The sequence below is a fragment of the Paenibacillus dokdonensis genome (assembly GCF_004916975.1).
In the GTDB taxonomy this organism is placed as follows: domain Bacteria; phylum Bacillota; class Bacilli; order Paenibacillales; family Paenibacillaceae; genus Paenibacillus_AQ; species Paenibacillus_AQ dokdonensis.
Genome location: NZ_STGQ01000001.1, coordinates 1783530 through 1799884, shown reverse-complemented (window position 1 = coordinate 1799884; position 16355 = coordinate 1783530). Strand labels below are relative to the sequence as shown.

At 46.4% G+C, this 16355-nt stretch carries 13 protein-coding genes; 3 read left to right on the top strand and 10 right to left on the bottom strand.

The window, feature by feature from the left end; all coding sequences use genetic code 11:
* Window positions 1-5: 5 nt before the first annotated feature.
* The 5 genes from E6W40_RS08400 to E6W40_RS08380 form a co-directional block, all read right to left on the bottom strand.
* The gene (locus E6W40_RS08400) at window positions 6-1640 is read right to left on the bottom strand and encodes an extracellular solute-binding protein (protein WP_136605071.1); all 1635 of its coding nucleotides are present in this window, start codon (window positions 1638-1640) and stop codon (window positions 6-8) included.
* Window positions 1641-1698: 58 nt separating this feature from the next.
* Entirely contained in the window at window positions 1699-2595 is an 897-nt protein-coding gene (locus E6W40_RS08395; protein WP_136605070.1) for a carbohydrate ABC transporter permease, read from the bottom strand.
* Window positions 2596-2607: 12 nt separating this feature from the next.
* Window positions 2608-3519, bottom strand: coding sequence for an ABC transporter permease (locus E6W40_RS08390; protein ID WP_136605069.1), 912 nt, complete (start codon window positions 3517-3519; stop codon window positions 2608-2610).
* Between the two features lie 388 nt (window positions 3520-3907).
* On the bottom strand, window positions 3908-5068 hold the full coding sequence (locus tag E6W40_RS08385) for a GntR family transcriptional regulator (protein ID WP_136605068.1): 1161 nt from the start codon (window positions 5066-5068) through the stop codon (window positions 3908-3910).
* Window positions 5069-5236: 168 nt separating this feature from the next.
* Window positions 5237-5749, bottom strand: coding sequence for a PCYCGC motif-containing (lipo)protein (locus tag E6W40_RS08380; RefSeq protein WP_136605067.1), 513 nt, complete (start codon window positions 5747-5749; stop codon window positions 5237-5239).
* 217 nt (window positions 5750-5966) lie between these two features.
* On the opposite strand from E6W40_RS08380, the gene E6W40_RS08375 reads away from it, so the two are divergent.
* Entirely contained in the window at window positions 5967-6338 is a 372-nt protein-coding gene (locus E6W40_RS08375; RefSeq protein WP_136605066.1) for an ArsR/SmtB family transcription factor, read from the top strand.
* 297 nt (window positions 6339-6635) lie between these two features.
* On the opposite strand, the gene E6W40_RS08370 is transcribed toward E6W40_RS08375, so the two are convergent.
* Window positions 6636-7232: a nitroreductase family protein gene (locus tag E6W40_RS08370; RefSeq protein WP_136605065.1), complete on the bottom strand. Its 597-nt coding sequence runs from the start codon at window positions 7230-7232 to the stop codon at window positions 6636-6638.
* 206 nt (window positions 7233-7438) lie between these two features.
* Between E6W40_RS08370 and E6W40_RS08365 the strand changes: the two genes are divergently transcribed.
* Complete coding sequence (locus tag E6W40_RS08365) at window positions 7439-8881, top strand: esterase-like activity of phytase family protein (RefSeq protein WP_136605064.1); 1443 nt, start codon at window positions 7439-7441, stop codon at window positions 8879-8881.
* Between the two features lie 79 nt (window positions 8882-8960).
* On the opposite strand, the gene E6W40_RS08360 is transcribed toward E6W40_RS08365, so the two are convergent.
* On the bottom strand, window positions 8961-11198 hold the full coding sequence (locus E6W40_RS08360; RefSeq protein ID WP_136605063.1) for a heavy metal translocating P-type ATPase: 2238 nt from the start codon (window positions 11196-11198) through the stop codon (window positions 8961-8963).
* A 250-nt stretch (window positions 11199-11448) separates the two neighbouring features.
* A complete protein-coding gene (locus tag E6W40_RS08355; RefSeq protein ID WP_136605062.1) occupies window positions 11449-12120 on the bottom strand; it encodes a hypothetical protein in 672 nt (223 codons plus the stop codon).
* Window positions 12121-12176: 56 nt separating this feature from the next.
* On the opposite strand from E6W40_RS08355, the gene E6W40_RS08350 reads away from it, so the two are divergent.
* Window positions 12177-13619, top strand: coding sequence for a bifunctional metallophosphatase/5'-nucleotidase (locus E6W40_RS08350; protein ID WP_246072919.1), 1443 nt, complete (start codon window positions 12177-12179; stop codon window positions 13617-13619).
* Between the two features lie 187 nt (window positions 13620-13806).
* On the opposite strand, the gene E6W40_RS08345 is transcribed toward E6W40_RS08350, so the two are convergent.
* Both E6W40_RS08345 and E6W40_RS08340 read right to left on the bottom strand, forming a co-directional pair.
* Window positions 13807-14190: a rhodanese-like domain-containing protein gene (locus E6W40_RS08345; RefSeq protein WP_136605060.1), complete on the bottom strand. Its 384-nt coding sequence runs from the start codon at window positions 14188-14190 to the stop codon at window positions 13807-13809.
* 149 nt (window positions 14191-14339) lie between these two features.
* Complete coding sequence (locus tag E6W40_RS08340; protein WP_136605059.1) at window positions 14340-16103, bottom strand: ABC transporter ATP-binding protein; 1764 nt, start codon at window positions 16101-16103, stop codon at window positions 14340-14342.
* Window positions 16104-16355 lie beyond the last annotated feature (252 nt).

Sequence of the window (16355 nt, the reverse complement as noted above, 5' to 3'; positions counted from 1 at the left end):
CCTCCTTAGTTCGGCATGGAGAGCTTAACAACTTCTTTTCCCTTCAATTGTTCATTGACATACTGCATCGCTTCATCGTATCCGGTTTTCTTGATTTGATCACGCAGATCATTCAGCACTTTCAGAGCTGCATCGTCCGACTTCGTGAAGATCGCCTGCTTCCACACATCCGTCATTTGATCTATGGATGGCTTCAACGTTTCCCATACCGGTGCTTTGGTAATCACGTCGCTAGGATTAAAAGCGGAAATCACGCTGATACCGTTCGGACGTAAAATCTTGCGTGCATTGTCCATGGCCGCCAATCGGCCTTGGTCTGCCCAAATATCTCCTCCCCCTACAGAGTTTATGCGGTCCAGACCTGTCATATTTTCAAGCCCAATCGCGATCCCTTGATCCCGTTTCACTTTACCGGTGGTATCTTCGTAGAATTTATCAAACCATTCCTTTTTGGCGACAGGCTTGCCATCTGTCTTTTCCCAATGCACGCCTTCAACACCATAATGTACAAGCATGAATCCTTCATCTGACGCCAGGTAATCCAGAAGCTTGAGTGCCGCATCGACGTCTTTACATTTTTTCGTAATGACAGTTACATTGTTGCCCTGAATAGCTAAATCGACAGGACGATCCGGTTCTGCTCCTGCTCGCTCCAAAGGTCCGACAGGAACATAATCCGTGCCCGGATGGGATTTCACATAGTCCTTCGATGCATCAAGAATGGCAGGGTAATGTGCTGCCAATACCGCTATACGCCCCTGCTTGATTTTTTCGTTTGCGATCGGGTCGGTCTGCGTGAATACTTCCGGATCGAGCAATCCTTCGGAAATCAGCTTACGGTAGTAGAGCGTGTAATTCTCATAGGCTTTGGTAAAAAACACATTCTCCAGGCTGCCATCACCTTTGTCGACATAACTTGTTCCATAGAAAAGTGTGTTCCCGATGCCCACGGCCCAGCCATCATGGAAGCCGCCGAGCGGCATGACAGGCATGCCATTTTCAGTCAAATTCGCATCTTTGATTTTTTTCAGGAATTGGTACAATTCCTCTTTTGTTTTTACCGACTGCGGATCAACGCCCACTTTGTCTGCGATATCCTTGCGCACATAGAAGCCGTACAGCCAGTCATTCACATCATCCCCGGTTGCTGGCTGATTCTGATACATCATGTACTTCTTGCCGTCAATGCCTCCAATAGCTTTCTCATACAAGGCCGGCGGTACATTTTCTTTGGCAACCGCCTTGGCAAGATTCGGGTACTTGTCGAGTTTATCGCTCAAATCGACAAGCTGCCCTTCTTTGGCTGCTTTGATAATTCCGTCCAGCTCGCCGCCCCAAGCAGGGCCAGTGTAAATATCAGGCAGATCCTGTGTCGCAAAGATCGTGTTGACCTTTTCTACCTCGCTGCCTTTGGTATAGTCAATTTTCATTTTGATACCTGTCTTGTCTTCAATCGCCTTTGTAACAGGTGTTGTATCGCTGTCAGGTCCAGTAGAGCCATTCCAGTTATTCAGAATCGTTAATGTGGTTCCTTTACCGTCCGCTGAATCGCCACCACCACCTCCACATCCGTACAACAGCCCTGTCAGCATCATGACCCCCAACAGAGTGCAGGCCGCTCTTACACGTAATCTAGCCATATGATCCCTCCCCATCCAATAAAATAATATGATCAAGTTCCTTTTTGGAACCTGTATCCTAGCCTTTGACCGAACCGATCATGACACCTTTAACAAAGTACCTTTGCAGGAATGGATACACGCATAAAATCGGGAAAACGGTTATGACGAGCAGCGCCATACGAAGAGATTCCGGTGTTGCTCCCGCCATATTGACGTTTACAGTCTGTCCCCCCTGCTGCGCTGCTCGCTGCATGGATGAGGATAGTGCCTCAGCTTCCGTAAGCATTTGCTGCAAAAGCGTTTGAACCGGAATGAGATTTTTGTTAGAGACATAATAAGTCCCTGTAAACCAGTCATTCCAATGCGCTACTCCGATGAAAAGCGAGATGGTCGCAATCACAGGTCCGGATAAAGGCAATATAATCCGCATGAAAATTTGAAAATCATTTAATCCGTCGATTCGAGCCGACTCCTCAATCTCTTCGGGGATCCCCTGCAAAAACGTGCGGACGATGACAATGTGCATGAAGTTGAACAGCATAGGGATGACATATACCCAAAAAGAGTTGATCAGATGCAGCTTTTGAAGCGTAATGAAATAAGGGATAAATCCTGCGCTGAATATCGTTGGCAGGAAGATATAGAAGGTAAAAAAAGTGCGTCCCGGCAGGGTTTTCTTCGACAGCGCATATGCCATAAGTGTGCATAGCAGCACATGCAGCACGGTTCCGATGACCGTTCTCAAGATGGTAATTTTATAGGCCTGCCAGATTTGTTTGTTGTCGAACACTTGGATGTAGTTGTCCAATGTAAGCTTGCGGGGGAAAAAGTACAATGCGCCGAGCATCGAATCCTTCCCGTCATTTAGCGAGTAAATGAGAATGTAGATAAATGGATATATCATCAAGAACGCAAACAGAGTTAACAGGATGTAATTCAAGAGATTGAATACGGAAAAAGTATTTGTCTTCATACCAGCCCTCCCCTAGAACAGTGATACATCGCTGACTTTCCGGGCAATCCAGTTCACGGTGACGATCAGTACTAAAGCAATCACGCTTTGGAACAGCCCAACGGCTGCTGCATAACTGAGTCGTCCCTGCTGAATACCCGAGGTAATGACATGCACGTCCAGAACACTACCGATACTTGCGGTAGCCGGTCCATTTAACAGGAGCAGCTGTTCAAAGCCTGCACTCATCAAACTACCCGTGGCGAGAATAAACAAAATAACCGCAATATTACGGATTCCCGGAAGAGTCACATGCCAGATTTGGCGGAAGCGGCTTGCCCCATCAATTTTCGCGGCTTCATACAGCTGCTGATCGATGCCGGCAATCGCTGCCATATAAATGATCGAGTTCCAGCCGATATTTTTCCAGACATCGGATCCCAGAACCAAGGGATAAAACCAAGTTGTATTATTCATGAATTGGACAGGTTCTGCGCCGAAAGAGGACAATAGATCGTTTAGCGGTCCCCCATACATGGAGAGAAGGCGCTGCATCAGCGTTACGACGACGATCCATGAGACGAAGTAAGGAAGGTAAGATAGCGTTTGGATCGTTTTCTTGAATTTAACGTTGCGGATTTCATTGAGCAGAATGGCCAGGATGATCGGCATGGGAAAACCGATAAGGAGCTTCAACAAGCTGATAATGATGGTATTTCTAATAATGGCTGAGGACTGATAGTAATCAAAAAATTGATGGAAATACTTGAGTCCTGCCCACGGGCTGCCTGTAAAGCCGCCTACAAACGTAAAATCCCGAAATGCGACCTGAAGTCCATAAAGAGGAACATAGGAAAAGATAAAAAACCATACAATTCCGGGCATTAAGAATAGATAGAACAGCTTGTGACGCCAAACCCTTCTCCACAGTAAAGATGACTTCATAAACCTCACCTCTCTTCTTGATGATCAATAAAACCAGCCATTGTTTGTAAGCGTTTGCAAACTGCTCACTCGGTTGGTTCTTTTTATATTGCTTCCCCCCTTGTTGCTTCAGTTTCATCTAAGCTGAACATTTTGTATTTGCAAGAATAACTACATCGCGAATGTATATCGAAGAGGTTATTCTTACAGACTTAGGAATTATCATATATTATATATTCAATATATTCAATATGGTATTAACAAAAAAATTTGATGATTAATCATCCTCATGTCGACGTTTTCACAAAAAATAGAAGCTCTATATTATCTGAAGTTGCAACAAAACAGCAAAAAAAATCTTTTCCGTGAAGGAAAAGATTTCATTTTTTTTAGCAAAATATTAAGTTGTTTAGTGATAGGCAGGTGGGATACCCGTTGTCTGTCCGGGTACGAGTTCAGGCTGGAGCAAAATTTTACTGTAGGTTCTCCCCGGTTTGTCATCTCCGCTGCGAATCACTTCCAGCATCCTTGCTGCCGCCTTACACCCAATCTCATATTCAAACTGCTTAATGTGAGTGAAAATACTGAAATCATCCACGACAGAAGTCGGCTCATCAAAGCTTATTATGGACAAGTCTCCAGGTACCTTGAGACCGGCCCGACCGGCCAGCTGATACATTTGGACGCCAAGCCTGCCGTTTAAGGTAATATAAGCCGTTGCCATCCGGTTCCGCATATAGCGGAAAAGCGGGTGATTCTCGGCATCTTTCAGACTTTGAATGTGAAAGTCCGTAATGATATGAGCCGGATTGATCATCGCCCCCTTATTTTTCAGAGCTGTGATATAGCCTTCAATCCGTTCCTGAACCGTAACTGTCTGAATTGGAGAGTCCGAGCAGATCGCGATTTCCCGGTGTCCGAGCTCCCACAAATAATCCACCGCGAGCTGGGCGCCGAGCTTGCCGTCTGCAGCAATATAGTCGGTCTCTACCCCGGGCAAAAAGCGGTCCATCAGCACAAACGGATATCCAGTGAATTTCATGTTGAGGATTTCATCATTGTAATGCTCCTCATCGACCGGAAAAATTAATATACCCTCCGCTCCGAATGCGTGGAGTGTCTTCAGCGCTTCCTTTTCCTTCTCAATATCACCCTCAGATAAGAGAATCATCATCCGATATCCATGCTCATCAAGCGTTGTCTTAACGCCGTTAATAAGCCGGATGGCGAAATAATCCAGAATAGATGGAATGACCAGACCTATCAGTTTCGTGGACTGACTCGACTTAAGGACTGATATTGACTCAGAAGAAGAGTCCACTGTCGTGCTCCCTTTTTTGGGGTTCCCGCTCCCGACAAAGCTGCCCTTGCCAGGCACCCGGTCAATAATCTGCTCGTCAGCGAGGCCGGAGAGTGCTTTGACCACCGTGATTTTACTGACATTGAACTGCTTCATCAGTTCTTTCTCGGTAGGAATCCGGTCCCCGGACTGAAGTCCGCTGGTACGGATTAGTTCCAGTATGTAATGCTGGATTTTCTGATACAGGGGTACCCGAGAATTCATATTCATCAAGATTCACCATTCTTTTTATATATATTTGCTATATACATATTAAACTATTATGAACTACATCGGAATAAAAGTTGACTTTTTAAAGAATGATTTTCATTTAGATTCAAAAAAAAATAAAAAGCGCAGGCTATTTACCTGCGCAGCTTCACTCGAATCCATACGAATCTACATGACTTCAGGCGTAGGCGTTGGAGCCGCATATTCACCTGTAGAGTAAGTTTTATCAATGATATTGCGAATGTCCTTAACCGATTTCCCCTGCTTGCTTAGCTTTGATACGGTCATCGTGGTTTCCACGCAGACCCCGCAGCGGGTTCCATGATCATCCCACACTACGCTCCCGTCCGCATTCACTTCTTTAATAAAGCAGTTCAGGTTGCTCTGATGCCCGGCACTTTCTCCACAGCCGCAGTAGCACGGGATCGAGGTCAAAATGTCCTTCACGCTGGCTGCCGTAGAATATGCGGTCTTAAGAGCAGGATCAAGCGAATCCAGAAAAGTCGGGAGCTTGTCCGTTCCCAGCGTCATCTCCTGCAAATCCCCATTCGCAGCAACCACCTGGTGAGAATCCTGATGACCTTTCTCCGGTTCAGCCTCCTTAACTCCGCAGCCTGCCAACAGCATACTTGAAAGGATTACTCCGAGTACCGTAATACGTGTCTTTTTACCCAACATCATCTCTCCTTCTAAAGGATTCCTCTTTAAAATGAAGTATACCATGGAACCCTATATTTTTAATAATTTTACGTCTTTTCTGGCTACACTCCTACAATGATGCATACGTAAAACGGATTTCCTCTTTTTTCTTAACTGTAATCATTCCGTTTAAAGTGTTCTTTTGCTATAATTGGGATAATCAGCTTTAACACGGAACCGAGAGAAAGGTGATTAATCCATGGAACAGTCCGTCAATCCAATTGAAGAATGCGATGCAACCTGCATGGGTTCAGAGTCTGAACTAAGCAAAATAAAAGAAGGACTGATCGATGATCAAGCCGCCTCACAGGTAGCCGACTGGTTTAAGGCATTCAGCGATCCCACACGGGTAAAACTAATCAACGCACTCCTGCAAAGAGAGCTGTGTGTACATGATTTGACAATTCTGCTCGGTATGGGACAATCGGCTGTATCCCACCAGCTCCGTTATCTGCGGAATTTAAGAATTGTTAAACGCCGCAAAGATGGCAAAACGGTTTATTACTCGCTTGATGATACACATATCGAACAAATTTTTGTTCAAACACTTCAGCATACCCAGCACGGATGACATGAAGAAAGACTGTTCCAAAAGTCTGATTTTAGACTTGATGGGACAGTTTTTTTGTTTTCGCTCTCATTGTAATCGCTAACTGTAAAGAAACGATATGAATGATTTGAACATGTCACGTTGTTTTTCACCGTTTCAGCGGCTTTTTCACATTTCCTTCACAGTCTCACTTGCCAAGAGCAAGTTTTTTCAACATTATGCCATCTTTTGCTTTTATTGATTGAAACACTTAACCACACACTAAAAAGCCCGCGCCCTAAGCGCGGGTTTACAGAACTCTATTGTCAATTGGGCTTATTACTTCCCTGCAACAGAACCTTCTTCGTCAATCCATACGGTCAGTTCCTCGAAAGACTTACGTTTACCCTGAAGCTGCTGTCCCTCAACAGGTGCACCCAGATATATAAAACCAAGTACCTTATCCTTGCTGCCAAGCCCGAAATGTTCATTCATCTTCGAATGATATGTTGGCGCACCCGTTCTCCAGATGGCACCCAGACCAAGTCCATGGGCTTCCAGCAGCATGTTTTGAATCGCTGCGAAGACGGCTCCATACTCCTCCAGTTCAATGACCTTCTCATGCTCTTTGGGTGTCACGGCAACTGTAATCACAACTGGCGCTCGCATCGGCTTCGTTCTTGCCGATTCCGCTGCAGCCGCTGCTTCCGGTGATGCCGGATCTGCAGCCGAAGCCAGCGCTACATCCGCCAAAGCTTCTCCAAGTACCTTTCGTCCCTCGCCTCTAAGTACAAAGAAGCGCCAAGGCTCTGTCATCCGGTGATTCGGTGCCCAAGTCCCAGCCTCCAATATTTGCTCGATTTGAGAAACAGGAATATCCTCCTGTGTGACTTTTCCGATACTGCGACGTGTACGTATAGCTTCTGATATATTCATTCGTTATTCCCTCTCTCCAATTAAGAATCTTTCTCATTTACAAACATTGTATCAAAAAATACAGCTCATTTCCTGCTTATTCACATAAATCGCAACATTTTACCTTCCCCTGATTTTTCATTGACACCTCGTTAACACTCGGTTTATACAATAATCCATGATACATATACATATTTGGTCATCATTCGAAAGGGGTCATACATAACATGTCAAAAAAATGGTTTATCTCAGCAATCGCTGCTCTAACGGTTGGTTCCGCTCTTCTTCCTTCCGTTCATGCCGCATCACCGGAGGTCCAATATTCTGCTAATGGACAAGCATTCACACCATCAACGGCTGCTATTGAGGAACAAGGGCGTCTCTTTTTACCTGTACGTGACTTGGCAAATTTGCTGGGCAAATATGTAGACTGGGATGATGTCAGCAAAACGGCTTTATTCTCGGACAAACCAAAGCTGACGGGAACGTATACACTTCATCAGAAGGATCTGGCGGAAAACATCAAATTTGGCATCGGCTCTTCCCTTACCCATATTCCCGGAGACCCGGACAATGTGTTCTACACAACTGCTGACCGTGGACCAAACGGTGAAGTGGATGTCAATGGAACCACCCGCCGCACTTTTCCTCTTCCGAATTACACTCCAACGATATATAAAATCCAGCTGGAAAAAGGACAAATCAACATCCTTGACACGATTCCGCTGAAAATCAATGGCAAGGATCCAGTCACTGGAACGAATCTGATTACCGGACTGCCAAACCTGAAAACCCGTGATGAAGTGCCGTATGACACAGCTGCTGAAAAAGTTATCTCCTACGATCCGTATGGACTCGATGTCGAAGGACTAACGTATAATCCGCAGGATGACACGTTCTGGATTTCCGATGAGTATGGTCCTTACCTCGTTCAGGTAAAACGTGATGGCACGATGCTTCAGCGTATTGCACCAAAAGGTATCAGCGCCGAGCTTAATACCGCCGCCTTGCCGCTGAAGGATAATCTACCGGCCGTATATCTGACCCGCCGCCAGAATCGCGGAGCCGAAGCCGTTGGCATTACACCGGACGGAAAATGGATGTTCATGGCGATGCAGAGCCCTCTTCGTAACCCGGATAAAAACGTGGACAACTCCCGTACCTTACGCATTTTGAAAATTGATCTGTCCACATTGAAACCGGTAGCCGAATATGCCTATATTACAGAGGACGCCGATCAGTATAAGGATCTGAAGCAATCCGACATTGTTATTTCTGATATGTTCGTGGTAAATGAGAATACACTCCTCATCGATGAGCGCGACAAAAATGCCGGAGACGCCGCCCAGCTTAAGAAGATCTTTTCAATTGATCTGAAGAATGCCACGAATATCCTTGGGCAGTACGATGACACAGCCAAAGCTGGTAAAACTCTGGAACAGCTCAGCCTGAGCGAAGTCCGCCAGGCAGGTATTCAAACTCCTGTAAAACGGACTGTATTGGATGCGGTTGAATTCAAGTATCCCAATGAAAAAATCGAAGGAATTTCCCTCGTAAACGGACATACACTGGTGATTGTCAATGATAATGACTTTGGTGTAACCGATCCGGATTCCAAAGAAAACGGAACCGATTTGTGGACCTTCGAGCTGCCGTACAATATCAAATAAGCAACTTGTTAAATGCGAAAGGGACTGTTCCGAATCATCGGACAGTCCCTTATTTGATATAAGCTCTTACTTCATGCAGCTACCTTACCTTCAGTACCCGCATCGCATTCAGAACCGCAATGATCGTCACGCCTACATCCGAGAATACGGCTTCCCACATTGTTGCGATACCAAATGCTCCAAGAAGGAGGAAGATCCCTTTGACACCAAGCGCGAATATAATATTCTGCCATACGATACGGCGTGTTCGCTTAGCGATATGAATGGCTGATGCAATCTTGGATGGTTCATCCGTCATGATAACAACGTCTGCTGCCTCAATAGCCGCATCTGAACCCAGCCCCCCCATCGCGATACCAACATCCGCTCGGGCTAACACTGGCGTGTCGTTAATTCCGTCACCCACAAACACAATCTTCTCTTTTGGTGATTTTCTACGGTCCAGTTTCTCGATCTCTTCAACCTTATTTTGCGGTAAAAGTTCAGCATGAACCTCATCCAGCCCCAGCGAGCGTCCAACCTCTTCACCGACGCTTCTCGCGTCACCCGTCAGCATAATGGTCGTCTTGCCCATTTGCTTGAGTGTCCGGATCGCTTCAGCCGCATCTTCTTTCACTTCATCTGAAATGGTAATATATCCGGCATATTGATGGTCCACACTGATATGAACCGTTGTTCCCGCTTGCGCCGGCAGTTCAAAGTGAATGGATTCCTTATTCATAAGTTTCGTATTCCCTGCCAATACTTCCTTACCGTCCACCTTAACCTGAATGCCATGTCCAGGAATCTCGTTGTAGCCTTCAATCCTTGCTTCGTCCAATTCTCTGCCGAAGGCCGTGCGGATCGATTCTGCAATCGGATGAGTGGAATGATATTCGGCATAGGCCGCAATCTCTAGCAGCTGATCTTTTCCAAAACCCTCCAGGGATGTGTGGATATCAGACACTTTAAAAGCGCCTTTGGTCAGGGTACCTGTTTTATCAAACACAACATATTTAACGTCATTCAGCGCTTCCAGATAGTTGCTTCCCTTGATCAGAATACCCGATTTGGAAGCAGCCCCGATGCCCCCGAAGAAGCCGAGCGGGATCGATACCACAAGTGCGCATGGGCAAGAAATCACGAGGAAAATAAGTGCTCTGTATATCCAATCCGAAAAGGCGGCTCCGCTTACAATCAGCGGTGGTACAAGTGCCAGCAGCAGCGCCACGATAACGACAACCGGCGTATAGTATCTGGCAAATTTGGTTATGAAATTCTCAGTAGGAGCCTTTTTGCTGCTCGCATTCTGAACTAGATCCAGTATTTTCGATACCGTCGATTCGCCAAAAGTCTTGGAAACTTCAATGGTAAGCACGCCGTTCTTATTGATAAATCCGCTTAATACTTCTTGGCCTTTTTCAATTTCACGGGGTACGGATTCACCAGTTAATGCCGATGTATCCACCATGGAATTTCCTTCGATAACCATACCATCAAGCGGCACCTTTTCACCGGGCTTTACGACAATATGATTGCCAACCTGCACTTCTTCCGGGTCTACACGTTTGGTGTCATTGCCCACTTTCAGGTTAGCGTAATCCGGACGCAAGTCCATCATCGCGCTGATCGACTTACGGGAACGGTTCACTGCAATTCCCTGGAACATCTCACCCACCTGATAGAACAGCATGACCGCAACGCCTTCCGGATACTGTCCAACTCCAAAAGCGCCTATCGTCGCTACCGACATCAGAAAATACTCGTCAAATACTTGGCCACGTATAATATTCTTAACGGCCTGAAGGACGATATCGCCTCCGACAACCAAATAAGCTGCCAGGAAAATAACAAGCTCAACAATTGAATTCGCATGAACGAGCATTCCCACTGCGGTCAAAACAGCACCAACGGCCAGTCGTATCGCCATGACTTTGGTTCCACCGCTTCCATGATCATGGGAGTGGGAATGTCCCTCTTCTCCGTGTGCATCCTCGTGGCCATGTTCATGAGGATGGTTGTGATCATGACCATGTTCATGATTATGTCCGGCATGGTGATCATGAAGCTCGTGATGTTGTGTTCCCCGCGGCTTTTTATTGGGTTCCAGCACCTTTACATGTGGTTCAAGCTTCTTAATTTTATCCTTTACACGGGTCAGCAGCTGTTCGTTTTCTTCATCGGTCTCATAGGTTAACGTTTGCTTAACGAAATTGACGGAGCAGGAAGTGACGCCCTCCATCTTCTTCACACCGTCTTCGATTTTCATTGCGCAGCTTGCGCAATCCAATCCATCCAGAACGAGCTCCCGTTTCATTTTACCGGTTGCTTCAGCCATCGTAATGCCTCCGATCCAAACTGTAAATATAATATGAGCATATGTTCATATATAAACTTGTTAAGCATATTATATTCACTCTACCGGAAAGATGTCAATGAATTCTCGCCTAAAATTAGTATCATCGCCAAAAAAAACCGCGTTTATACGCGGTTCTTGCAGAAAAGTATTTTTTCGATAGGTCATCTTCTAATCTAAAGTCAAAGCTTCGGCCACTCTATCCGGCAGCATGAGTAATGATATGAATTCGTTAAAGTTGGTTTCTTTTCTCCATAATAACCTTAATAATGAGAGACAGAATGGAAATGAAGAGCAAAATAAGCTGCTTGCTGCTGAAACCTAACCATAATATATCATTCTCGCCAAAAAGCGAGACTGCGAACATCCCGATGGCTGACCACATTACTGAGACATCTAGATGGTGGAGGCTGTTCAACTGTTCTTTATGCCTGAATTGATACAGAATCACTGCTGCGGTGACAATTGCGGTGGCAATCGAGCTTATTCCCCCATCCGATAAGAAAACTTGAAGCAGGCTCATAACACCATAACTCGCAATCAGCCAGGTCAGTGCAGCATTGGCATGAAGCACCCACGGCTTGCGATGCCGGATACATTTATAAGTGAGAATCAGGATACCAATAATAACAGCCAGTATGATTCCCTGTGTGCCTCCCGTGTAATAAAGCAGCGACAGCGGTGAACGGATGACCGACTTGAAATCAAATACAAGAGTGCTGAATTTCCATACGAGGATACCGATCAAAAGCGCTGTCATCAGATCATCCAGTATGGGCTTTCGAATATCCGTTCCCAAGTATCTCGTACGAAAAAGCGTAACAAGGTATCCTGCCGCCACGGAAATGATCGTTATAAGCAGCGAATATTTCAGCATTAAAGGTCCAAGCATAATCACTTGCAATTGAAATGCTCCTTTCTTTCTATGCATGTAAATTCTTTTTCAGGGAGGCTTGCCTGTTGAATACGAAACTAACGCTTCTCCAGCAAAATGATACCCATGGATGTCTTGAAGCTCATCCTGAGTTTTTTTGGCACTCGGATCGGCCCGTTTACCGCAATGCCGGCGGCTTTGACCGGATTGCCTCCTATGTAAAACAGCTGCGGAAGCAAAGCAGCAATGTACTCTTTGTGGATGGTGGAGATGTTTTTCATGGCACGGCTCCGCTAGTACTGTCTGAAGGAAATATGATGACCGAGCTGCTGAATGCCATGGGGCTTGATGCCATGGTCCCAGGCAACTGGGATTATGCTTATGGACCCGAACAGCTGCACCGATTGTCCACACAGTTGAAGTTCCCGGTTCTGGCAGCCAATTTGCATAGCAATGATCCGAATTTAATGTATGAACCTTATGTCATCAAGGAATTTCAAGGCTGCAGAGTAGGCATCGTCGGATTGACCTATCCTCATGTTCATGAGACCATGCCTCCATCCTTTTCGGAACATGTAAAATTCACGCTAGGAACGACCGAGCTAACGACACTTATTCCGCGCCTCCGCACTGAAGAACATGTCGACTTGATCGTTGTACTCAGCCATATGGGTCTACCGCTTGATATCAAGCTTGCTTCGCTGGTTCCCGGTATTGATATATTGCTCAGCGGCCACAGCCATGACCGGATTGAAAGACCGATTGTCACGAATGGTACTTTTATCGTGCAGTCCGGAGCCAATGGTTCTTTTATCGGACGAATTGATCTGGAATATGACGGTACCCGCATTACCGATATCCGTCACGAGCTGGTTACGCTGTTTGAGGATGAATATGAATCTGATCCGGAGACAGCGGACATCATCCAGCGGATCATAAGTCCCTATGCAGATATTCTATCACCTGCAGCCGGCAAGCTGATGACCCCACTGCACCGGATGACGCTGAATGAGGCGCCAATGGACCGTCTGATTACAGATGCTTACAAGCATACCACTGGCGCAGATGTAACCTTCTCCCATGGCTGGAGATACGGAGCTCCGGTGCTTCCTGGAACGCTGACCACCAAGGATTTGTACAATATCATCCCTACCAATCCCCGAATATTCATGATGGAGCTGGAAGGTAAAGATATTTTGAACGCTCTTGAGACCAACCTCGAGCAAGTGATGGCTCCGGATCCCTTTCAGCAAAAGGGCGGTTATCTCCTTCGGTCCTCGAACCTTGCCATGGCGTTTAAGCCTTATAATCCGAGAGGTCACCGGATCCAGCATATTGAAATCGGCGGCCGGCCGCTGGACCTACACAAGACCTACCGCGTGGCTGGAGGCGGTGAGCAAGTGCTGAAGAAATACAAGGAGGGACGCAAGCTTCTGGAGATCGATGCACATGAAGCCATTCGCGCCTATCTGGACCATTTTCCACAGGGTTTGGCTGTTGATGACAAAATCTACATTCACAATATCTAAATTTCAAACCGAAATATAGCTTCAATAAAAAAACCTGGCGCAGTTTGCCAGGTTCTTTTATTGATTAACTAAACAGATCTACGGCTGCTCTCAATGCAATGGATCAACCGGTAATTGATATCAGCGGCACTCTTGCCAATTTGGATCACATTAGCGACTATTCATCAGATGCTCTGCGGCCTGCTTTTTAACAGCAAACACCGCAGCCATAGGCTCCTTTTCCACTTTGGGGTGCATATAACCGCAGAAAACCGTAACGCTTCAGCATACGTGCCGCTTTTTTGGTCTGGCGGCTGTTCTCAGCCAAAATGAGTATGGGTTCTTCAGACGCCAACTGTGTTTTGTGCACATATGGCAATCGCCCCATCGAGATATTGATCGCCCCGGGGACATGATGCTGAATATAATCCACAGCATCTCTAACATCGAGCATTTGCATCTCATGTCCTTCTGTATCGGGTCCGCGCAGTTCTTCCGGACTCACGAAGGTCAGCCCATTGACCGGCGAGATTTCCCGCACAGCCCACCAGGCCACCACTGCTGCGAGGACAGCTAACAACAACCACAGCATGAGTGTAGGTACCTCCTCGAATATATGTCTTGTTTAACTATATTTTATTAAAGAGCTTCATGGTCGATGCTTTCGACTTGGAATTTTCCCACATACCCTGCGGGGTATGAATAGATTATAGAGGTTGTTTACTTAAAAGTCAATATTGATCAGACTCCCGCTTGTGTGGAAGAATCTGCAATACGAAGCTGCTGATTGGCAAACTCCCGGTACATATGATGGCTGTCAACCAGCTCGTGATGCGTTCCCACACCGGTGATATGCCCCTTTTCAATAAATAGGATCTGATCTGCATCAACAACCGTAGACAAGCGGTGGGCTATGACAAGTGTGGTACGGCCTTTCATCAAGTTCTGCAGAGCCTTCTGTACGAAAACCTCTGATTGGCTGTCCAGACTCGAAGTCGCTTCGTCCAGCATCAAAATTTGCGGATTTCGCAAGAGCGCCCGGGCAATCGAGATCCGCTGGCGCTGTCCTCCAGACAGCTTGATCCCGCGCTCACCTACCTCGGTTTGGTACCCTTCCGGTAGATCCTCAATAAAAATATCGGCATATGCCATATGTGCTGCCCGTTGAACTTCCTCGTCGGCAACCTCCCGCTCCATGCCATAGCATATATTATCTCGGATTGTCCCTGCAATAATCGGGCTCTCCTGTGGAACATAGCCGATTTGTCTGCGCCAGGATTCCAATGAATATCCGCTGACATCCAGCCCGCCAACACGGATGATTCCGCTGTCAGGAAGATAGAAACGTTCAATAATGGAAAAGAGTGTTGTTTTACCGCCACCGCTCGGACCTACAACAGCCGTTACTTTACCGGGTTCCAGCTTGAAGCTGATATCATGCAGGACGGTATCGCCTTTTTCATAAGAAAAATGAACGTTTTCCAGCTGAATCGTCTGAATCGGTCCGGAGAGTGTTTTGCCTTCCGATACATTTTCTTGCCGGTCTTCCAATATGCTCACGATGCGTTCTGTAGCACCGACAGATTTTTGCAGCTGGGTGAAGAACACGGTAATCTGGTTCATCGGCATGATAATCTGCACCAAATAAAGAATAAATGCTACTAGATCACCCGCAGAAAGCGCTCCGGTGGAAACTCTCATGCCGCCATAGCCAATAATAAGCACCATAAGCCCCATCATGACAAAAGAAATGATCGGACCGATAAAAGCCTGAATTTTGCCTTCGCGTATTCCCAGCTTGAGCAGACCTGCAATGGCTTTTTGGCCAATTCCCGTCTCCCGTTCTTCCGCGTTCGAAGCTTTGACAAGCCGGATTTCAGAGAGAACCTGGTTGAGTATCGTTGTAAAATCAGCCGTCTCATCCTGCAAACGGCGTGAAATCTGGAGCATCATCCGGCCCAGAGGAACCAGCACTGCCGCCGTGACAGGAATCGCCGCAAGAATGATCAGCGTCATTTTCCAGTCCAGGAGCAGCAAGATGACAATAGCCCCGACCATGGAAATAACACCGTTAAAAAACCCCGTTACATGCTCGGATACAAGACCTTTAAGCACGGCTGTGTCATTGGTCATCCGGCTGATCGTATCCCCAGTACGGTGGTTGTCATAGTAGGGAATCGTCAGCTTAAGCAGCTTTTTCCATAAACGGTCGCGGAGCTTGGCCACAACCTCCTGTCCGAGCCGGTTCAGCAGATAAATCGATATACCGCCGGAAATAGCGGAAATAATGAAGCTCACAACCAGCATAACAATCTGGGAAGGCTTGATGCTGTCTACCGTAAAGCTGTCCACCAGCCCTTTCGTAAACAGCGGTACCACTAGACTGACCAAGGTGGAGATAATACTCAGCGTAACAGCAACGGAAAGCATCCAGATAGAAGGCTTGGTTTGCCGGACCAAGAGAATAAACGCTTTCCAGTTCCCTTTTTGATGACCTTCTTTCATTTATTAAAATCTCCTATCCATATATTCTTGTTATCTAAACATCTTATCTTACCCGATTATACATAGATTGCAGTATGAAGTCATTTCAAGGGAATTCTAGCCCATGTCACCTGCTTTTTTTCTGAGGCGCAGCATGGATTGGCACGACAAAAAGGTGGTGTCCTATAAGCCATGAAATGGCGAACACCCCTGTTTTTTGAGTAGGATGTACGTAAGCACTTGGAGTGGACGCTGCGTGAACGGACCGTTGTT